Raw genomic sequence first — 19,211 nt, 5'->3', positions numbered from 1 at the left:
TCACCGGCGCTTCCGGCGGACCACGTTCTCGTAGGTCCGCCGGAGCGTCCGGGTCACGGCGTCGATGGTGAAGTGGTCACCGACCAGCTCCCAGGCGGCCTGCCCGGCCTCGGCGTTGGCCTTCGGCTCCAGCAGTTCCAGGACGGCCCGTGCGACCTTCCCCGCATTGGCCGCGTCCTCGCCGACCCTGCTGTCGATCACCCGGCCCGCCCCGGCCTTCGCCACGTCGGGTCCGAGGCCGCAGGTGCGGGTGATGACCACGGGGGTGCCGACGGACATCGCTTCGAGGACCGAGACACCGAGGGGTTCCTCGATCGACGGAAGGACGTACACATCGGCCTGCCGCCCCGCCGCCAGCACCTCTTCGTGGCCGAGCGGTCCGACGTGGTCGAGCGAGTCCAGCACGCCCAGCCTGCGGGCCAGCCGGAGCGTCCCGTCGAGTGCCCCGGTGTCCGGGCCCGCCAGCACGAACCGGGCGTCCGGGTGCTCGGCCAGGACCTCCGGCATCGCGGCGACGAAGTCCTCCGGGCGTTTGCGCTCCTGTATCCGGGCGAGGAAGAGCACCGTGGGCGGTCGCGCGGGGTCCCGGTCGGGCTTTCGCTCCTGCGGCCGCACGCCGTTGACCAGGCGTACGGTCCGGGTGAGCTCCACCGGGGCCGCGACGGCGTTCACATCGATCCGCTCGGCCTCGGTGAGGTGCAGCACCGCGTCCGCGCCGCGCAGGACCCTCCGAACGCCCAGCAGGTCGGTCAGCTGCGCCACCCGCTTCTCGGTGGGGTCCACCATGCCGTGCGTCTGTACGACCAGCGGGGTTCCGGAGGCCAGCGCCAGCAGCGCGGCGGGCAGCGTCACCAGATCGCGCATCAGGTGGACGTGGACGACGTCGGCGCCGCGCATCATCCGGCGCGCGGCCAGCAGCAGCGGCCCCGAGGTGATGCCGCTGACCTCGAACATCGGCAGCAGATGGCGGGCCTGGTAGAGGTGGGCGGGCACCCCCTCCACCCGGGACGGCAGCGGGCCGTCGAAGCCGTCACCCAGGGCCATGATGCGGGCGTCGTCCCCCTCGGCCCGCTGGACCTTCGAGAGATTCAGGGCCACCCGGGTCGGACCGCCGAAGGCGTGGTCCGGGGTGTGCAGTGTGACGACGTGCAGGATCTTCACCAGGGTTCCCCTCGACCTCGGCAGCAGTTCACAGACTAGTCATCGCATCGCCCCAAGTGGGTTGATTCGTTAGAGTGTTCACAGGATCACGGAACGGGGAAGAGATGACGTCCGTGCACGGGGCGACGCCGTCCGCTCCCGTCCGGGAGGGCGGACCGCGCCGTCCGGCCGAGCCACCGGCCAAGCCCATGTCCTGGGCGATGCTGTCGCGCGCGATGGCCGTTCCGCTCATCCTCGGCCTGGTCTGCTTCCTGCCTGCGCTGATCGCCGCGCAGGCAGGTACCGGGGTCCGGGACACCGCGTACTGGCTGCAGTTGGTGCTGACGTGCTATTCGGGGGCGCGACTGGCGACCATGATCCTCTCCACCCGGCGCCGGCTGCTGCAGGGCGTCTTCTGGATGTTCGTGTACATCGCGATGGGGGTGGCCCCGTTCGCCCAGGCCGTCATCGGGCAGACCCCGACGCCGATGGTCGGGCCGCGCTCCGACCTGGTGACCGCGGTCGCGCTCGTCCTGGTGGGGTGCGCCGCGTTCGACCTCGGGGCGCTGCTGGCCTCCCGGCGTCCGCTGCGCGGGCGTACCGCCGCGCGCGGGGGCGGCGCTCCTGCAACCGCGCATCCGGTCCGGCTTCGGCTGCTGGTGCTGCTGGCGTTCGCGGCGAGCGGCTACTACGTGCTGAAGCTCGGCGGGCCCGCGGTCTTCTTCTCCAGCAGACAGGAGATCAGCGCCTCGGTCGCGGACAGCGGGGTGATGTCCGGCGAGTCCAATGTGGGGTCGGCGTTCCTCAAGGGGTTCGGTACGGTTCCGGCCCTGCTGGCGCTCCTCTTCTACACCCGGCGGCTGGTGACCTCGCGCCGGGCCCGCCGCTCGCCGTCCACCGTGCTGGTCTGGTTCGCGCTGCTGATCGTGAACCTGGTCGTGAACAACCCCGTCTCCAACGCCCGTTACTGGTTCCTGACGGTGCTGGTCTCCTTGCTGTTCACCGCGTTCCCGGCCGGCGCGGCGATGTACCGCTCGGTGCTGGCCATGGGCGTGATCGGGGCACTGGTGCTGTTCCCGTACGCCGACCGGTTCCGCTACGACGACTCCGGGTACCGGCCGGTGCAGTCGTCCTCGGTCTTCGAGCCGCTGGCCACCAAGGACTACGACCAGACAGTCATGTTCGCCAACACCATCTCCTGGGTCGGCACCCGGGGCCACACCTACGGCCGCCAACTGGCGGGCTCCGCCTTCTTCTTCGTGCCCCGGTCGGCGTGGAGCGGAAAGCCGCAGGACACCGGGGTACGGGTCGGGCAGTGGATGGGGATGAACATGACCAACCTCTCGGCGCCGCTGTGGACCGAGCTCTGGGTCGACTTCGGAGCCCCGGGCATGATCGGCGGCTTCGCCGTGATCGGGTACGCGGCCGCGCGCACCGACCGCCGGCACGCGCGGGCGGTCTCCCGGGACGGTCCGGGGTCCGGCAGCATCCTTGCCATCGCGGCTCCGCTGATCGCGGGGTACACCTTCATCCTGCTGCGCGGCCCGCTGTTGCAGGCGGCCGGGAAGCTGGCCATCGCCGCCCTGTGTCTGCTGCTGGTCACGAGCTTCAGGGACCGGAGCGGACGGCGGTCGCACTGACCGGGGCCCGCCCCGCCGCGCCGGGACGGGTCAGCCGCGCCACCCGGGTCCAGGTGGCGATCGCCTTGCAGACGGAGCCCAGGCACAGGCCCCAGGCGGCGCCCGGGACCCCGTCGAGCACATAGCCGCCGGTCAGGAAAGCGACCGAGGCGAGCGAGAAGACCACCTGGATGGAGAGCGTGGTGCGGGGGTCGAGCAGTCTCAGCGCCAGCAGTCCGCAGGTGCCGACGGCCATCGCCGCGTACTGGCCGCCGGTCGCGGGCAGCAGCGCCGCCGCCGTGGGCCAGGTGTCGCCGAGCAGATGGCGGCCCGCCGATCCGGGCAGCAGGGCCAGGACGGTGGCCCAGCCGGCGGCGGTCGCCGCCAGGACTGCGGCCAGGGCGATGGTGGCCCGCACCCTGAGCCGGTCGGTGGCGAGCCGTCCGAGCAACGGGGGGCCGAAGCCGGTGGCCGAGGTGAACAGCACGTTCAGCGGGCCGAAGAGCGTGGTCGCGCCGCGCAGCGCGCCGACCACGAGGGGGTTGCCGACCACGCCCAGGCCGAGCACGGAAAGCTGGCTGGTCGCGTTGCCCACGGCGAACTCGACGACGAACCTCCGGCCGAGGTGCCCGCGCCGCAGCAGGGGCCGCAGTCGCACGGAGGTGCCGGCCGTCCTGCGGTACAGCACGGTGGCGGACAGCAGGAGTGCGGGCAGTGCGGACAGGCCCCAGACGGTGACGAGCCGGGCGGCGGACGCGCCGTGCGGCTGCACGGCCAGCGCGCCGAGCACGCAGACCAGCCGGAGTGTGTCCGCGGCCAGGGCCAGGTGCTGCGCCTGGAGCGTGGCGAAGGCGTAGCGGGCCGTGTCCTGTCCGAGGACGACGGGCAGGACGATGCCCAGCATCATCAGGGCCCGTGCCGTGTCCCCCGGCAGGACAGTACAGACGGCGGCGAGCAGGCCGCCGAGTGCGGCCGAGACGAGCAGGGTGAAGGCGACCGCCGACCGGCAGGCGCCGCGTGTCTCGTCGCTCGCTCCGCGGCGCAGCACCAGCGGCTGTCCGGTGTAGGCGCCGAAGACGCCGAGCAGCACGGTGAAGACCAGATAGACGCCGGAGAACCGGGCGAAGTCGGCGACGGTGGAGAGCCGGGCCGCCACCACCAGGACCAGGATGTTGGTGAGTGCCGCCACCCCCTGGTCCGCGACCGAGCAGACGATCGCGGTGCGTGCCTTCATCGGCGTCCGGCTGTGCTGCTGTGGTCGCTGTCGCCGTTGTGCCCGTTGCCGCTGTGCCGGGTGCCGCTGTCCAGGGTGCGCAGGCCGAGTGTCTCGGTGGGGTCGCCCGTGCGCCCGCCGTCGGTCCGGTCGGGTCCGTCCGGCTGTCCGTGGCCGTCCTGCTCGTCCCGTCCCTGTCCGGGTGTCTGCCGGTTGCGGGCACGGCTTTTGGCGGCCTTCCTGCGCGCCCGGCGCTCCAGCCGTCCGTGGCCGGGGTGCAGCAGGGTGCCGAGCACCGATCCGCCCGCGGCGCCGATGATCTCGCGGATCCGCTCCAGGTCGCTGCGGTGCACCTCGCGCGGGTCGCAGACCACCACGACGCCCTCGACGCGGTCGATGAGCGCGACGGCGTCGGCGTACGAGAGGATGGGCGGGGCCAGCACGATGACGACGGCTCCGGGCCGGCCGCCCTCGGCGACGATCCGGCCGACGGGCGCGGAGGTGAGGGCGCGCGGCACGTTGTCCATCCGGCGGCCCGCGATCAGGGTGAAGGCCCCCGATCCGGGCACGTCCACGTTGGTGCGGCTGTCCGAGGGCCAGCCCCGCTCGTCGCGCTCCGCGGCCCAGCGTGGCCGGCCGCCCTGCGCCGCGGCACCGAGGTCCCTGGCCAGTGACGGGGTGCGCAGATCGGCTTCGACCAGCAGGACGTCACGCCCCATCTCGGCGAAGGCTGCCGCCAGGTTGACCGCGGCGGCGGCGGCCATGTCGTTGTCGCCGCGGGGCGCGGTGACCAGGACCCGCCGGCGCTCGGCGAACGAGGGGTCGTACGCGAGCCGGAAGGCCACCGCCCGGTACTCCTCGGCCAGCCGGCTGCCGCCGCGCCCGATGGCGAGCAGCCGGCCCGCAGCGGCGCGTTCCCTGGGCAGGGTGCCGAGCAGCGGGGCGCCGAGCGAGCGGACGAGTTCCCGGGTGGAGCGGACGGCCGGGTCGAAGACGAGCCGTACCCAGGAGAGCAGCAGGCCGAGCGCGAGTCCGACGACGCCGCCGAGTCCGAGGAGCAGGGGCAGTCCCGCGCCGGTGGGGTGCTCCGGCGCGACCGGCTTCGTGTTCAGATAGCCGGGTGTGGTGTCGAGGGCGCGCAACTCCGATATTTTCTGGCTCAGTTCGGAGATGGCGACGATCAGGTTGGCGCGGGCGCTGGTGACGTCGCTGCCGACGGTGCCGGTAGTCTGCTCGGCCAGCCGGTCGCGCTGTTCGGTGAGCGGCTTCAGCTGGGCGCGGTAGCCGTCGACCATGTTGTCGATGCTGTTCTCGGTGCGCTCCCTGCGGATCTCCAGGTACGCCTCGGCGAGTGCCTGGGCCCTGGCCCTGGCCTGTTCGGGGCTGCGGGCGGTGTAGGAGAACTTGAGCACCAGGGTGTTGGGCGGGTTGGTGACCTGGAGGCCGGTCAGCAGCTTTCCTACCTCCACCCGGTCGCCGTGCTTGACCAGCGAGCCGACGGCGACGGTGCCCACGGCGTCGCTGACGGCGGTCTGGCGTTCGGAGCCGATGTTGATGCCCTTGTCGGCCGAGGCGCCCGCGGCGAACGGGTCCGAGGTGGCCGAGCGTACGGACACCTCGCCGGTGGAGCTGTAGGTGTCCTCGCCGCTCAGGGCCAGCCAGCCGCCGCCGAGCAGTCCGACGACCACACCGCACGCGAGCAGGGCGCGGTAGCGCAGGAGCTGGCGGAACTGGTCCCGCAGCAGTGCGGGTTCGTCCTGATCCTCCAGGGCACGGATCGGCTGGGTCATCGGCGTGGTCTCCCTTGGGCGTCGTGAAGGACCTCGGTGAGCAGTGCGTCGAAGCGGGCGAGACCGGCTTCCCGGCTGAGGTGACGTGCCACGTAGCGGGGTCCGTTGGCGCCGAGTTCGTCGGCGGCGGCGGGCTGCTCGACGAGTTTGCGGACGGCCGCCAGCACCGCGGCCGGGTCCTCGGGGGCGACGAGGAGTCCGGCGCCGGAGCGCTGAACCTCCTGGGCGGTGCCGCCTTCGTCGGCCACCGAGGCGACGACGGGGCGGCCCGAGACGAAGTACGAGGTCAGTTTGGAGGGCACGCTCATGTCGAGCACGGATGCGCGCTGGGTCACGGCGAGGACGTCGGCGGCGGCCAGGACGTCGGTGAACTCGTCCGCCCCGGCCGCCGGCAGGAAGTCGAGGTTGGGCAGTCCGGCCGCGCGGGCCAGCAGGGCTTCGCGCTGGTTGCCGTCGCCCATCAGCACGATGCGTATCCCCGGGGCGAGCCGGGCCGCGTCGACGAGGACCTCCAGGCCCTGTTTGAGTCCCATGTTGCCGGAGTGCAGGACCACCGGGGTGCCCTCGCGCCAGCCGAGGCGCGCCCTCGTCTCTGCGCGGTCGGCCGAAGGGGCCTGTACGTGGGTCCAGTTGGGGACCAGACGGATGCGTCCGGGATCGACTCCGTAGGCGGTGACACGCGGGACGAAGCTCTCGTGGATGACGCCGACGAGCGAGGCGGCACGCAGTGCGTACCGTTCGGCCGCGGATGCCACCGCCGCCGCCCTGCCGCCGCCGCGGATGCCGCTCTGTGCCGCGGCGGCGCCCATCAGGTCCTGCACGACGGGTATGTACGGGACCCGGTGGCGACGGGCCAGCCGGGCGCCCAGGACGCCGCCCGCGAGGCTCGGCATCTGGGAGATCACCGCGTCCGCCCGCACGGCGGGCGGTGAGATCAGGCCGTGCGCGAGGACCGATGCCTCGAAGGCGGCTCTGCGCAGGGCGCTCTGACGGCTCGGCACATAGTGTCTTCGCCGGTGGACCGTCACCCCCGAGCGGTCCTCATCGGTCCGCCACACGCCCCGGTACTCCGGCTCGGTCCGCCAGGACGGGTAGTGCGGCATCCCGGTCAGCACATGGGTCTCGGCCCCGGACGCGGCCCAGTGCTCCGCGAGTTGCGCGGCGTACGGGCCGATTCCGGTCAGCTCCGGTGCGTAGTTCGTCGAGACCACCAGCAGACGGCGGTGCTGGAACGGTCTGTGCTGGTCTTCGTCTGGCATCGGATGATCGCCCTCCCCCGGAGCCATCTGTGTTCCCCCAAGGAACAGCCCCAAAAGTGAGCTTATCCGTTCACGAGATGAGCAAGTGGTCTTCACAGTAAGGTCGTTGCACGATCAACACCGATACCGATATCCCACCGGACCGGATGCCATGTCCGGATACCTGTCGGCGGGACACGGACATTACGTTCACCGTGGGGGGAGAGAACGGATGGTGCACAGGGTCGGCTACGCGCCGGGGGTCTACGACCTGTTCCACATAGGTCATCTCAATATCCTTCGGCATGCCCGCAGTCAGTGCGACTACCTGGTCGCGGGGGTCGTCTCGGACGAGATGGCCGCGCTCGCGAAGGGCCACAGGCCGGTGATTCCACTGCCGGAGCGGCTGGAGATCGTACGGAGCGTGCGTTACGTGGACGCCGCGTTCGTCGAGACCGTTCCGGACAAGGTGGAGACCTGGCAGCAGGTCAGGTTCGACGTCATCTTCAAGGGGGACGACTGGCGGGACACGGAGAAGGGCAGACGGCTCGAACGCGACTTCGCCGAGGTCGGCGTGGAGGTCGTCTACTTCCCGTACACCGTCCACACGTCCAGCACCCAGCTACGCCGGGCGCTGGACTCGCTGGTCAGTCCGCCCGGAGCGCTTTCAGCTCCCTGAACCACTTGACGAGGAACGCGACCAGGAACAGCGCGTGCACGGCGGCGAGCACGGCATAGCCGATACGGAACGCCGTCTCGTCGCCGAGCAGCAGGAACACCAGGCAGAACACCCCGTAGTCGGCCGGCAGCAGCGCCACGGCCCGCAGCCGGGAGACCGCCTGCCGGGGCCCGGCGTCACCGGCCGGCCCGGAGCGGGCGGCGGCCCTGCCCAGCTGTTCGCGCAGCAGCCCCGCGCAGAAGGTCAGCACGGCCACGAACAGGAAGCCGAGGGGCAGGAGCAGCCAGCCGTCGGCCGGCAGGGCGAAATACCGGTGGAACGAGATGAGTACGACGGTGTGGACGAGGATCATCTTGGCGCAGTCGACGACGTGGTCGAGCCATTCGCCGTCGGGGCCTCCCCGGCCGGTGAGCCGGGCGAGCTGCCCGTCGGCCGAGTCGAGGGCGAAGCCCACGGCCAGCCCCAGGTAGACCAGGACGGCCAGCCCCCATGTGGGCCTGGCCAGGGCCACGGAGGCGAGGGCGGCGAATGTGAACGCCGCGCTCACCGAGGTGACTTGATTGGGCGTCATGCGCAGCCGAAACGCGACGGCCGCGAAGATCCGGCCGGCCGGCCGGTTCACGTACCGCGAGTAGAGCGAAACTCCCTTGGCCGACTTCTGTGCCCCGCGCAGTTCACGCAGCACCGTGACCGTGCTTTCCATACGCCCCCCAGCGTGTCGCCGTTCTCCGCGGCCCCGGCGGCGTATCGATCTCTCCGCCGGAGCCGCATCATGGCACGCGGAACCCGCCCCGCGGGCCGGTTCGCCCGGTCCGGACGGCGGTTCCCGCCCCGGCCGGCCGGAGAGCGGGCCGCGGGGCGGGGACGGCGTGGGTCAGGCGGAGACGGTCCGGCACTCCGGGTGGCCCCAGCCCTGGTCGTTCTTCGCGATCGTGTCCTTGGCCGCGTACGGCTTCCCGCAGTGGCACCGCCCGGCGAACCTGGCGCGGATGGTGGCGCCGGAGCGCGGCGCGCCACCCGCGCCCTTCCCCGGACCGCCGGTGCTCTTCGCCGTACCGTCGGCGCTTTTCGCCGTACCGCCGGTCCGCCGCCCTTCGGAGGCGCGGGCGGCCACGGGCACCGGCAGGTCCGCGGAACCCTGCGAGGTGCCTGCCGCACGCTGTGCCACGGCCACCTCACTGGCCGCCTGGTCGGCGAGGGCGTTCAGCGGGTCGCCGTCCACCTGGTGGGCGGGTACGTAGACGAAGTCCACGGCCCTGCCGGTCAGCAGGGCGTCGATGCGGGCCACCAGGTCGCGGTTGGCGACGGGCTTGCCCGCCGAGGTCTTCCAGCCGTTGCGCTTCCAGCCCCGCAGCCACTTGGTCACCGCGTTCATCGCGTACTGCGAGTCCATCCGGACCTCGAGCGGCACACCGGGGTCGACGGACTCCAGCAGCTCCTGCAGCGCGGTGAGCTCGGCGACGTTGTTGGTGGCGGTGCCCAGCGGTCCCGCCTCCCACCGAAACGGCCTGCCCGCCGCGTCGGCCACCACATACGCCCAGGCCGCAGGCCCCGGATTACCCTTCGACGCCCCGTCACACGCGGCGATCATGCGCTCGTTCATACCCCTGATCATGCCAGCGTCAGGGGACCGTGAGTCACGCCGGTGCGGACGCCGGCGCCCGCACCGCCGTGACCACCGGCACCCGACACCCGCCTCACCTGGCACCTTCACGGTGCGTAGCGGTTCGGGGTGCGGCGGACGCGAAGCGCTGGTTCTCTGAGGGAGCCCGCTCTTCCCTACCGTTCAAGGAGCGACGATGAGCGTTGCAGGAGAAACCGGCCGAGCCCAGCAGATGCGCGAAAAGGCCAAGCACATGACCGAGGCCGCGGAGCGCACCAACGACCCGGAGCAGCGCCGACGGCTCCAGGAGAAGGCCCGGAAGCTGCACGAGCAGAGCGAGCAGCAGGCCGGCCGGGGCGGCAGCGAACCCCCCATGTAGTCACCGCATCACACGGGCGACCGATGGACCGCCACTCTTCCATGAGTGGGTGGCGTCCATCGGTCGCTCAGTGCTGTCCGGCCCCGTTCGTGAATGGGCCCGCTGCGGGTCTGCGGATACGCCGGGTTCAGTCGCCGCGCGGCCCGGATCGGACCGGCCCGCCGGAGTGCGCCGGAAGAGCATCCGCCCGGGTCCGACGAAGATCCGGTCGAATCGATCATCACTCCCTACGATGGGTCCCTGCGCCGGGGTCATCGGGTCCTCGCACTGGAGTCAGGGGCATTCATGAGCCGTCATCCGGTCACCGTGGTCACCGGCGGCAGTCGCGGAATCGGCGCGGCGGTCTGCGTACGTCTGGCGGGCGACGGCCACGACATCGCGCTGGGCTACCGCTCCGACGCGGCAGCGGCCGACGCAGTCGCCGAGGCCGTGCGGGAGACGGGCCGGCGCTGTGTCACGGTGCGTATGGACACGACCGACGAGGCAGGTGTCGACCGGCTCTTCGAGACCGCGGCCGCCGATCTCGGCCCGGTCACCGGGCTGGTCAACAACGCGGGGGTCGGAGGTCCGACGGGCTCGCTCGCGGACGCGGACGCGGCCGGGCTCCGGCGGGCCCTGGACGTCAATGTCGTCGGGTATCTGCTCTGCGCGCGGCGGGCCGTGCGCGATATGAGCCGGACCGGTGGCGGGGCCATCGTGAACATGTCGTCGGCGGCCGCCACCCTCGGCAGTCCCGGCGAGTACGTCCACTACGCCGCCGCCAAGGCGGCCGTGGACACGATGACCATCGGCCTGTCCAAGGAGGTCGCCGCGGCCGGCATCCGGGTCAACGCGGTGTCGCCCGGCATCATCCGCACCGATTTCCACGAGGACCCAGAGCGCCCCGACAAGGCCGCCGCCGGTATCCCGCTGGGCCGGCCCGGGCAGCCCGAGGAAGTCGCCGGCGCCGTTGCCTGGCTGCTCTCGGACGATGCCTCGTACGCCACCGGGGCGATTCTGCGCGTGGCGGGCGGACGCTGACGCGCCGATGCACGACGATCCGTTGCGACGGGCGTCCGAACGGATGCCGGAGCCGGAGTCGGATCGCGGAATCTGTAGCGGTCGAGCGGTCGTTCACGGTTTCGGCAGGCGGGCGGGGCGCCGGGACCGGTGAGCTGTTGGCGACGGGCGGTGATCCGGCCGTGGCAAGGGTGGACGTGCACGGTGTGCCGGCCGGCACGGTCGGCTTTCGCACCGAACGGGGAAAGGCGCACCGTGTATCCCTTCCCGGCTCGGGACCGGGTGCCGTGGACGGGCAGTTGAGAGCGGCGGATTCGGCCTTCGTCCGGATCGAGGTACGCATCGCGAACGACAGATGGCGGCGCTGAGCAGTCCGGTCATCCTGAACCGGCAGTTCATGCGGGAAGTGGTCGAACACAACCTCCATGAGGCGCTGACGCTGGGCACGACTGTCCAGCGGGTTCACGCCGATCCGCGGCGAGGACTTCGTACGTGAAAGCCCCGCCTCCCGCGCGGGAGCCGGGCCGGGCACACCGAGCGGACGTTCTTCAGGCACTTTGCCGACAAGCGCGAGGTCCTGTTCGCGGGCGCGTCCGCCCTTCAGGAACTCTTCGTGGACACGCTCACGGGCGTGCCGGAGTCCACTGCACCGATCGACGCGGTGTGGCCGCGGCGCCCGATGCAGCTGCGGGCGTCTTCCGGGGCCGCCACGAACATGCCCGGCAGCGCCAGATGATCATCACTGCCCATGCCGAGCTGCAGGAACGCGAGCTGATCACGCTCGTGAGACTGCCCACTGCTCTCGCTGACACGCTCCGTCGGCGCGGCGTCGCGGACCCGGCCGCGAGCCTGGCATCCGAGGTGGGGATATCCGTCTTCCAGGTCGCGTTCGAACGCTGGATCAGCGGAACCGGCCGGCCGGACAAGTCGGAGCTCATCCGGAAGTCGCTCGACGAGCTCAAGGCCGTGACGGCGGGCGGTCAGCCACCGTCTCGGGCCCCTGTTACGGCGTCCGCGGCGGGCGGGGCCCCGTGCAGAGCCGCGGATGCGTCCGCCTCAGGCGTGGAAGCCGAGGCACGCGACGGATGTGTACTTCGTGGGCCCGCCCTCGACGTGGTAGATCACCACGGTCCAGTCGCCCCGGTCGTCCCCCACCGGGATCGCGTCGAGGACCTTGTCACCGAAGTGGGCCCGGAAGTCGTCGGGGTACTTGAACTCCACGGTTCCGCCGGAGTTCCAGCGGGAGTAGAGATCGACGGGCTTGCTGGTGAAACCGATGCCCTTGGCGGTGGACCGCAGCGGCCGTCCGGTGGAGCGGTCGGTCTCGTGCGGGGGCCGCACCCCCACGGAGACGTAGTAGGGCGCGGGCCTCTTCCCTTCCCCGGCGCCCTCGGGCCGCATCGACACCGAGGCGGTGCCGGAGCCGGTGGTGTGCGAAACGGACGACAACAGACCCGACAGTGGAAGGGACTCGGCAATACCGGCCAGATCGCAGGATCCGCTGCCCCGAGCGGCCTCTTTCTGATCGTGCGACAGAGTCCAACGGTCCTTCGAGACACGGTCGTTGACGATGTGGTCCGGCGGGCCGGCCGTCTTGTCCGCGGTTGCCGAACGGCTCGCGGCAGGCCGGCCGGACGTGGCCCCGGACCCGGGTGCGGCGTCGGCGCCCTTGCCGTCCGCCTCCAGGAACAGCCAGGCCGTCACCGGAACCGCGAGCGCCACGGCGCACACGGCGAGCCAGACCCTCCCCCGCCGGGGGCTGCCGGGGTGCCGCCGTCTGTCCGCCGGCTGGTCGGCCGGCTCGCGCCCCGCCCGCCGAGTCCGGGCCGCGGGCCCCGGCACCGTTCCCGGCTCCGCGTGCGCACCGTACGCCCCGGACAGCGTGTTCAAGTCTCCTGGTACGAGGACGGGTTCGGCGGTGCGTACCAGCGCGTGGTAGTGGGCGTCCGACGCCAGCGGCGAGTCCACCCCGCACAGCGCGATCACCGCGGCCGGCGCCGGACGCTCCGCCGGGTCCTTGGCGACGCACATCCGGATCACTGTGGCCAGGTCCGTGCGTACTCCCGACAGATCGATGTCCTCGTACACGGTCCGGTAGCTGACCGACGCGGCGTCGCCCGTGCCGTACGGGGGACGGCCCGTCACCGTGTACGCGAGCGTCGCCCCCAGCGCGAACACGTCCGCCGCCGGAGCCACCTCGTTGCGCAGCAGAACCTCGGGGGCCGCGTAGCCGGGCGTTCCCGATGCCATCCCGTCCCGGGTGAGGATCGACTGTTCGAGTCCCCGCGCGATTCCGAAGTCGATCAGCTGTGGTCCCTGTGGCGAGAGGATGACGTTGTGCGGTTTCAGGTCCCGGTGCGTGACTCCGTGCACATGGACCGCGGCCAGCCCCTCGGCGAGCGCGGCCAGCAGCCGCAGGGCGCTGTCCGGCGGGAAGGGGCCGCTCACGCGGACGGCGCCGTGCAGCGTGGGCCCTGCAACGTACTCGGTGGCCAGCCAGTAGGGGGACGTGTCGAGCGACGCCTCGATCAACTGGGCGGTGTACGCGCTGCGCACGGTCTCGACGGTCGCGGCCTCGCGCCGGAACCGGGCCAGCGCGTCGGGGTGATCGCTGATCTCGTCGCGGATGACCTTCACAGCCACCAGCCGTCCGCCGGGAGACCGGCCGAGATACACCTGCCCCATGCCTCCCGCACCGAGACGGGCGAGCAGCTGATAGGCGCCTATTCGCGCGGGGTCCTGGGGCCTCAGTGCGTCCACGGCCCGACTGTGCCACATCCGCAGACGCCGGGCCACGACTCCTGCCCGAACACCCGGTGTCCACGCGCCGAGCGGCAACCCCGTTGATCCGGCAGGGGTTTCGGACCGGAACGGAGGCCGCTCGCGGCTCGCCCGTTCCGTCCGTTCCGTCTTGTTCAGTGCGAGGCGGTGGCCTCGAACCAGGTGGGTCCGTCGTTGAGCGACTGCTTGATGCGCAGGAGCGCGAACTCCTCCAGCGGCGGCAGCGCGTCGACACCGAACCAGCCCACCTCCAACGACTCGTCGTCGTTGACGCGGGCCTCGCCGCCGGTGGCCCGGCAGCGGAAGGTGACGTCCAGGTACTGGCAGTGGTCGCCGTTCTCGTACCGCACGGGCGGCAGGGCCTGGGTCAGCACCACGCGTTCCGCCACGCAGTGCACGGCCGTCTCCTCGTACACCTCGCGCTCGGCCGTCGTTGCCGGCTGCTCCCCCGGCTCGGAGATGCCTCCGATGACCGACCACTTGCCGGTGTCCGCACGCCGTCCGAGCAGCACTCTGCCCTCCTCGTCGAAGACGATGGCGGTGACGCCGGGCAGCAGGAGCAACTGATGACCCGCCGTGGCGCGGATCTCGCGGATGAAGTCAGGAATTGCCATGGGCCGACCCTACGTGGCTGCGTATCGGCTCAGCGGCCGCGTCGCATCCGTACCGTCCGCGTCGCCGCCCAGCCGAGGCCGATGACCGCGAGCAGGGACAGGACTCCTTCGGGCAGCGGTCCCATCCGGGTCGCGGGGGTCAGCGAGGACCGCAGCGGGACCTCGTCCACCAGCGCGTCCGGGGTGAACATCTTCGTCTTCTGGACGACGGTGCCGTCCGGGCGGATGACCGCGCTGACGCCGCTGGTGACCGGGACGACGACGGACCGGCTGTGCTCGACGGCGCGCACCCGGGACATGGCCAGCTGCTGGTAGGTCATCTCGCTGCGGCCGAAGGTGGCGTTGTTGCTGGGGACGGCGATCATCTGGGCCCCGTGCTCGACCGTGTCCCGTACGGCGTCGTCGAACGCGGCCTCGTAGCAGGTGACGAGCCCGACGTAGGTTCCGGAGAGGTCGAAGACGCCGACCTTCTTTCCCGGTCCGAAGTCGCGCTGCACCCGGTCCACGTCCGAGCTGAAGATGCGCACGAAGGAACGCATCGGCATGTACTCACCGAACGGCTGGATGTGGCGCTTGTCGTACGTGGCCACGGGGCCCTTGTCCGGGTCCCACTGGATGAGGGTGTTGCGCAGATTCCCGGTGTCGGGCTCGACGACCGCGCCGACGACGGTCGGCACACCGATCGCCTTCACCGCGTCGTCGATCACGATCCTCGCGTCGGCGTTGCGGTAGGGGTCGAGGTCGGAGGAGTTCTCCGGCCACAGGACGAAGTCGGGCTGCGGCGCCCTGCCCGCCTTCACGTCCTTGGCGAGCTGCTCCGTACGGTTCGCGTGGTTGTCCAGGACGGCGCGGCGCTGGGAGTTGAAGTCGAGGCCGAGCCGCGGCACGTTGCCCTGGATCGCGGCGACGGTCGCGGTGCCGTCCTCGGCCGAGTCGTCCACCAGCGGCAGCGACGCGAGGGCCGCGGCGACGGGCACCAGAACGGCCGCCGCGGTCACCGCCGCGGCCAGTCGGGGCAGCTCGCCCGTGGTGCGGCGGACCCGGAACCGGCGGACCGCCTCGAAGAGACCGAAGCCGCACAGGACCACGGCGAAGGAGAGCAGCGGTGTGCCGCCGAGCGCCGCGAGCGGCAGGAACACGCTGTCCGCCTGGCCGAAGGCGATCCTGCCCCAGGGGAAGCCGCCGAACGGCACCCTGGCCCGTACCGCCTCGTCCAGGGTCCAGACGGCGGCAGCCCAGAACGGCCAGCCGGCGAGCCGGGACACGGCGGAGATGCCGATGCAGCCCACCGCGATGAACAGTGCCTCGGCGGCGGCCAGGGCCAGCCAGGGCACCGGGCCGACTTCTTCCCCGGTCCAGTGCAGCAACGGCAGCATGAAGCCCAGCCCGGCGAGCAGACCCAGCCCGGACGCGGCGCGGATCCTGCGCTCGAACAGCACCCAGCCGAGCAGCGCGAACCCGGGCAGAACCAGCCACCACAGAGGCCGGGGCGGGAAGCTCACGTACAACATCAGCCCGGAGAGCACGGCTGCGCAGGGGCGGGCGAGTCGAGGCAGCAGGCGCCTGGCTCGGGGGACGGAGGCGGGCTGCTGCGGGTCGCCGACCGGGGCGATGATGGTGCTCACCAGGCGGAGTCTACGGTGGCCCGCTGTGTGCCCGGCAGCTCTGTCGTGACGCCGGAATCCTCACCGCCGGATCGATTCTCCGCATCTTCTGCACATATGCCCGCCGGGGCCGTCAACCTGTGCGCCGGTCCCCCGCCGACCGGTCGGATCCGGCCGTCGCGCACGGGACCGTCACAGCTCGGACTCGGCTCGGTGGCGGGGTGCGTGGCGGCACTCGGGGTGCTGCTGTGCTCACTCGCCGCGGCCAGGATGCGCCGTCGGCCGGCCGGCCTCGTCGGGCTCGCCCCGGCCGCCGGTCTGGTCGTCGGCCTTTCCGTGGGGACGGCCGAGGACGTGTCTCCCGACGGGCTCACGGTCTCCCTGGAGGGCCTGCTCACCAGGAACCGGGTTCAGCTCTGGCAGGACGCGGTACAGCTGGCCGGGCAGCACCCGGTGCGCGGCATCGGCTCCGACCGCTTCGCCGAGCTGAGCACCACCGCGCGGCAGACCCTCCGCTCCGACGGCAAGCCGCACTCGGCGCCGTTGCAGCAGGCGGCCGAGCAGGGAGTGTGGGGTAGTGCTGCTGGGGCTGGCTGCTGTACATGCTGTGGCGCTCGCCGCGCGGCACCCAGCTCGTCCTGACCGCCGGTGCCGCGCTCACGGCACTGGCCGCACCGGCCAGTGCGGGCAGCGCGCTGAGCTTCACGCCGGTGACGGCGGGGGCCGGCCTGCCGGCCGGGCCGGCGTCCGCCAAGCGGCCGATCGGGGACGGCGGGGCGGACCGTTTCACCGGCACGGAGCGGTTGCTCCGCAAGGTGGGGAGGGCGTGCCCGGACATGATCCGCGACGAGACCGCGCCGGGCTGTGAGGCGGCCACGGACGTGGGGCGTCGGCGCGGTGTCTCAGGCTTCGGCCGGTGCGCCGGTGGCCGACAGGTGCAGCCGCTCGCGGATGAACCGGACGCCGGCTTCCGCGTCGTCCACCGTGACCGTGAAGGTCCTGCCGTCGCCGAGCCGGAGCACCAGGCCCTCGCCTCGTCGTACGACCACGGCGGTGCCCTGCTCGGGGCGCCAGCGGTAGCCCCAGCCACCCCACTGGCGTGGCGTGACCTGGGGTACGAACTCCGCGCCCACCACATGGGTGAGCAGGATCCGGCGACGCGGCAGCCCCATGTGACCGCAGCGCACTTCGAGGGCGTCGCCGTCGACCCGGACGGCCACGTTCACGAAGGCGAGCGTGCCGAAGAGCATCAGCAGTCCGGCCGCCATGCAGCCGATCACGGACATCAGCAGCGGGGCGATGCCGGAGGTCCAGGTGGAGCTGACGGCAAGCTGGATGCCGAGCGCCAGACAGGCGGCGCCCACTGCGGCGAGCACCCACTGGGTCCGGTTGGTGGCCCGGCCGGTCCAGACCGCCGAGTGGAAGTCGGTTCCGGTTTGCCTCGGTTCTCGGGGATGGTCCCTCATGGCAAGCAGCGTACTTAAGAAACCGCACGGCGGAACGGGTCCAACGGCACCCTGCAGTTCGCCGGACGGTCAGCGGGCGGGGCTGACCACCGAGAGCCGAAGCCCTTCCGGGTAGGCCAGAGCGGCTTCGGGCATCTCGGACTCGCGGCCGCCGAGGAGCACGACAAGTCCGGTGCCCGGTTCGGCCGATGGAGCGGGTACGGCCCCGATCCGGCGCAGTGCCTGGGCCGCGACGGCTCCGGCGGAGGGGTACAGGGCCACGGGGGGCCGGCCGGGCTGCCGCACGGCGCTGCGGATGCGCTCGGCGACCAGCTCGTAGTGGGTGCAGCCCAGCACGACGGCCTGTACGTCGGGCGGGGTGAGCGCGGCGGCCGCGGCGAGGGCCCGGTCGATCCCCGCCTCGTCCGCGTACTGCACGGCGTCGGCGAGACCGGGGCAGGGGACCTCGGTGACGGCCGCGGAGCCGGCGAAGTCCCTGATGAGTGCGCGCTGGTACGGGCTGCCCGTGGTCGCCGGGGTGGCCCAGATCGCGAAGGGGCCGCCGGCTGCCGCGGCCGGCTTGATCGCGGGGACGGTGCCGATGACCGGCAGGGCGGGTTCGAGCTCCGCCCGCAGGGCCGCCAGCGCGTGCACGGAGGCGGTGTTGCAGGCCACGATCAGTGCGTCGGGCCGGTGGGCGGCGGCCGCGCGTGCCACCGCGAGCGCGTGGGCCGTCACGTCTTCGGGGGTGCGGGGGCCCCAGGGCATGCTGTCGGGGTCCGAGGAGAGCACCAGATCGGCGTCCGGCCTCAGCCGGCGTACTGCGGCGGCGGCGGCGAGCAGGCCGATTCCGGAGTCCATGAGCGCGATCTTCACCCAGTCACCATAGTCGACCCCCCTTGCGGTCCCGGCTCAGTGGGGCAGACTTCGGCCAATGAGCGCCGTTGTCTGGATCGCCGTGGGTTCGCTTGCCGTCTGGGTATGGCTGCTCTTGGGGCAGGGGTTCTTCTGGCGGACGGACCAGCGGCTGCCGGACCGCGCGGCCCCCGCGCACTGGCCGTCCGTCGCGATCGTCGTCCCCGCACGTGACGAGGCCGACATGCTCCCGGTGAGCCTGCCGTCGCTGCTGGCGCAGGACTATCCGGGAGCGGCCGAGATCTTTCTGGTCGACGACTGCAGCGAGGACGGCACCGGGGATCTCGCCCGTGCGCTGTCCGTACGGCATGGTGGGCTGCCGGTGACGGTGGTGTCGCCCGGGGAGCCCGAGCCCGGCTGGACGGGCAAGCTGTGGGCCGTGCGGCACGGGATGGCGCTGGCGCGGGCCCGGGACCCGGAGTACCTGCTGCTCACGGATGCCGATATCGCGCACGAGCCGGACAGTCTGCGGGAGCTGGTGGCGGCGGCCGGGTCGGGCGGGTTCGATCTGGTCTCGCAGATGGCGCGGCTGCGGGTGGAGAGCGTCTGGGAACGGCTCGTCGTGCCGGCCTTCGTGTACTTCTTCTCGCAGCTCTACCCGTTCCGGTGGGTGAACCGGGTGGGGGCGCGGACCGCGGCGGCCGCGGGCGGATGCGTCCTGCTGCGGACCGAGGCCGCGGTACGGGCGGGGGTGCCGGAGTCGATCCGGCAGGCGGTGATCGACGATGTGTCGCTGGCCCGTGCGGTACAGCGCGGCGGCGGCCGGATCTGGCTGGGGCTCGCGGACCGGGTGGACAGCGTGCGGCCCTATCCGTGCCTGGCCGACCTGTGGCGGATGATCTCGCGGAGCGCATACGCCCAGTTGCGGCACAACCCGCTGGTGCTGCTCGGCACGGTGCTGGGGCTCGCGCTCGTCTACCTCGCGCCGCCCGTGACGCTCGTGGCGGGGCTGCTGGGCGGCGAACCGGCGGCCGCCTGGGCGGGGGGCGTCGCCTGGGGGGTGATGGCGTGCACGTACATGCCGATGCTGGGGTACTACCGGCAGTCTCTGTGGCCGGCACCGCTGCTGCCGTTCACCGCGCTGCTGTACCTGCTGATGACGGTCGATTCGGCGGTGCAGCACTACCGGGGCCGCGGTGCGGCCTGGAAGGGGCGTACGTACGCCCGTCCCGAGGCCGCACCAGACCAGTGA

General features: G+C 72.1%; 17 protein-coding genes. 6 read left to right on the top strand and 11 right to left on the bottom strand.

Annotation, left to right across the window (positions count from 1 at the left end; genetic code table 11):
• A complete protein-coding gene (locus tag FHX80_RS30750; protein ID WP_145767774.1) occupies positions 1–1,161 on the bottom strand; it encodes a glycosyltransferase in 1,161 nt (386 codons plus the stop codon).
• Positions 1,162–1,265: 104 nt separating this feature from the next.
• Here FHX80_RS30750 and FHX80_RS30745 point away from each other — a divergent pair, with 104 nt between their 5' ends.
• Positions 1,266–2,780 (top strand): hypothetical protein, encoded by a 1,515-nt coding sequence (locus tag FHX80_RS30745; RefSeq protein WP_375882028.1) that lies wholly within the window; start codon positions 1,266–1,268, stop codon positions 2,778–2,780.
• Here the strand turns inward: FHX80_RS30745 and FHX80_RS30740 are convergent.
• From FHX80_RS30740 to FHX80_RS30730, 3 genes are read right to left on the bottom strand one after another with little or no spacing between them, the layout of a single operon-like run.
• Positions 2,749–3,993, bottom strand: a complete 1,245-nt coding sequence (locus FHX80_RS30740) for an MATE family efflux transporter (RefSeq protein WP_145767773.1) — start codon at positions 3,991–3,993, stop codon at positions 2,749–2,751. The genes FHX80_RS30745 and FHX80_RS30740 overlap by 32 nt on opposite strands.
• Positions 3,990–5,762 (bottom strand): lipopolysaccharide biosynthesis protein, encoded by a 1,773-nt coding sequence (locus FHX80_RS30735; RefSeq protein WP_244318688.1) that lies wholly within the window; start codon positions 5,760–5,762, stop codon positions 3,990–3,992. Before FHX80_RS30735 ends, FHX80_RS30740 begins: the two co-directional genes overlap by 4 nt.
• Positions 5,759–7,021 (bottom strand): glycosyltransferase, encoded by a 1,263-nt coding sequence (locus tag FHX80_RS30730; protein WP_145767772.1) that lies wholly within the window; start codon positions 7,019–7,021, stop codon positions 5,759–5,761. Before FHX80_RS30730 ends, FHX80_RS30735 begins: the two co-directional genes overlap by 4 nt.
• Positions 7,022–7,232: 211 nt before the next feature.
• On the opposite strand from FHX80_RS30730, the gene FHX80_RS30725 reads away from it, so the two are divergent.
• Positions 7,233–7,679: an FAD synthase family protein gene (locus FHX80_RS30725; protein ID WP_145767771.1), complete on the top strand. Its 447-nt coding sequence runs from the start codon at positions 7,233–7,235 to the stop codon at positions 7,677–7,679.
• On the opposite strand, the gene FHX80_RS30720 is transcribed toward FHX80_RS30725, so the two are convergent.
• Together FHX80_RS30720 and FHX80_RS30715 are read right to left on the bottom strand one after the other, a co-directional pair.
• The gene (locus FHX80_RS30720) at positions 7,648–8,382 is read right to left on the bottom strand and encodes a CDP-alcohol phosphatidyltransferase family protein (RefSeq protein ID WP_145767770.1); all 735 of its coding nucleotides are present in this window, start codon (positions 8,380–8,382) and stop codon (positions 7,648–7,650) included. The genes FHX80_RS30725 and FHX80_RS30720 overlap by 32 nt on opposite strands.
• Before the next feature lie 171 nt (positions 8,383–8,553).
• Entirely contained in the window at positions 8,554–9,282 is a 729-nt protein-coding gene (locus FHX80_RS30715; RefSeq protein WP_145767769.1) for a ribonuclease H family protein, read from the bottom strand.
• Positions 9,283–9,478: 196 nt separating this feature from the next.
• Between FHX80_RS30715 and FHX80_RS30710 the strand changes: the two genes are divergently transcribed.
• Both FHX80_RS30710 and FHX80_RS30705 read left to right on the top strand, forming a co-directional pair.
• Positions 9,479–9,661 carry a DUF6381 family protein gene (locus FHX80_RS30710; protein WP_145767768.1) on the top strand — a complete coding sequence of 61 codons (183 nt, stop codon included), beginning with the start codon at positions 9,479–9,481 and terminating at the stop codon, positions 9,659–9,661.
• A gap of 285 nt (positions 9,662–9,946) precedes the next feature.
• Positions 9,947–10,681 (top strand): SDR family oxidoreductase, encoded by a 735-nt coding sequence (locus tag FHX80_RS30705; protein ID WP_145767767.1) that lies wholly within the window; start codon positions 9,947–9,949, stop codon positions 10,679–10,681.
• A 1,035-nt stretch (positions 10,682–11,716) separates the two neighbouring features.
• On the opposite strand, the gene FHX80_RS30695 is transcribed toward FHX80_RS30705, so the two are convergent.
• From FHX80_RS30695 to lnt, 3 genes are all read right to left on the bottom strand, one after another.
• Positions 11,717–13,420, bottom strand: coding sequence for a serine/threonine-protein kinase (locus FHX80_RS30695; protein ID WP_244318686.1), 1,704 nt, complete (start codon positions 13,418–13,420; stop codon positions 11,717–11,719).
• A 155-nt stretch (positions 13,421–13,575) separates the two neighbouring features.
• Entirely contained in the window at positions 13,576–14,055 is a 480-nt protein-coding gene (locus FHX80_RS30690; RefSeq protein ID WP_145767766.1) for an NUDIX hydrolase, read from the bottom strand.
• 29 nt (positions 14,056–14,084) lie between these two features.
• The gene (gene lnt / locus FHX80_RS30685) at positions 14,085–15,680 is read right to left on the bottom strand and encodes an apolipoprotein N-acyltransferase (protein ID WP_145767765.1); all 1,596 of its coding nucleotides are present in this window, start codon (positions 15,678–15,680) and stop codon (positions 14,085–14,087) included.
• Between the two features lie 204 nt (positions 15,681–15,884).
• On the opposite strand from lnt, the gene FHX80_RS30680 reads away from it, so the two are divergent.
• The gene (locus FHX80_RS30680; RefSeq protein WP_411977557.1) at positions 15,885–16,301 is read left to right on the top strand and encodes an O-antigen ligase family protein; all 417 of its coding nucleotides are present in this window, start codon (positions 15,885–15,887) and stop codon (positions 16,299–16,301) included.
• Positions 16,302–16,561: 260 nt separating this feature from the next.
• Here FHX80_RS30680 and FHX80_RS30675 read toward each other — a convergent pair whose 3' ends face one another.
• Together FHX80_RS30675 and FHX80_RS30670 are read right to left on the bottom strand one after the other, a co-directional pair.
• Complete coding sequence (locus tag FHX80_RS30675) at positions 16,562–17,125, bottom strand: hypothetical protein (protein WP_145767764.1); 564 nt, start codon at positions 17,123–17,125, stop codon at positions 16,562–16,564.
• A gap of 69 nt (positions 17,126–17,194) precedes the next feature.
• Entirely contained in the window at positions 17,195–17,980 is a 786-nt protein-coding gene (locus tag FHX80_RS30670; protein WP_208764835.1) for a glutamate racemase, read from the bottom strand.
• A gap of 58 nt (positions 17,981–18,038) precedes the next feature.
• On the opposite strand from FHX80_RS30670, the gene FHX80_RS30665 reads away from it, so the two are divergent.
• Positions 18,039–19,211, top strand: coding sequence for a glycosyltransferase (locus FHX80_RS30665; RefSeq protein ID WP_145767763.1), 1,173 nt, complete (start codon positions 18,039–18,041; stop codon positions 19,209–19,211).

Source organism: Streptomyces brevispora (assembly GCF_007829885.1).
Classification (GTDB): domain Bacteria; phylum Actinomycetota; class Actinomycetes; order Streptomycetales; family Streptomycetaceae; genus Streptomyces; species Streptomyces brevispora.
This window is presented reverse-complemented; position numbering and strand designations above follow the sequence as displayed.

Bases quoted from the DNA above. Each gene is read 5' to 3' on its own strand.
- FHX80_RS30745 (WP_375882028.1), top strand. From the start codon at position 1,266: ATGACGTCCGTGCACGGGGCGACGCCGTCCGCTCCCGTCCGGGAGGGC.
- FHX80_RS30740 (WP_145767773.1), bottom strand. From the start codon at position 3,993: ATGAAGGCACGCACCGCGATCGTCTGCTCGGTCGCGGACCAGGGGGTG.
- FHX80_RS30735 (WP_244318688.1), bottom strand. From the start codon at position 5,762: ATGACCCAGCCGATCCGTGCCCTGGAGGATCAGGACGAACCCGCACTG.
- FHX80_RS30730 (WP_145767772.1), bottom strand. From the start codon at position 7,021: ATGCCAGACGAAGACCAGCACAGACCGTTCCAGCACCGCCGTCTGCTG.
- FHX80_RS30725 (WP_145767771.1), top strand. From the start codon at position 7,233: ATGGTGCACAGGGTCGGCTACGCGCCGGGGGTCTACGACCTGTTCCAC.
- FHX80_RS30720 (WP_145767770.1), bottom strand. From the start codon at position 8,382: ATGGAAAGCACGGTCACGGTGCTGCGTGAACTGCGCGGGGCACAGAAG.
- FHX80_RS30715 (WP_145767769.1), bottom strand. From the start codon at position 9,282: ATGAACGAGCGCATGATCGCCGCGTGTGACGGGGCGTCGAAGGGTAAT.
- FHX80_RS30710 (WP_145767768.1), top strand. From the start codon at position 9,479: ATGAGCGTTGCAGGAGAAACCGGCCGAGCCCAGCAGATGCGCGAAAAG.
- FHX80_RS30705 (WP_145767767.1), top strand. From the start codon at position 9,947: ATGAGCCGTCATCCGGTCACCGTGGTCACCGGCGGCAGTCGCGGAATC.
- FHX80_RS30690 (WP_145767766.1), bottom strand. From the start codon at position 14,055: ATGGCAATTCCTGACTTCATCCGCGAGATCCGCGCCACGGCGGGTCAT.
- FHX80_RS30675 (WP_145767764.1), bottom strand. From the start codon at position 17,125: ATGAGGGACCATCCCCGAGAACCGAGGCAAACCGGAACCGACTTCCAC.
- FHX80_RS30665 (WP_145767763.1), top strand. From the start codon at position 18,039: ATGAGCGCCGTTGTCTGGATCGCCGTGGGTTCGCTTGCCGTCTGGGTA.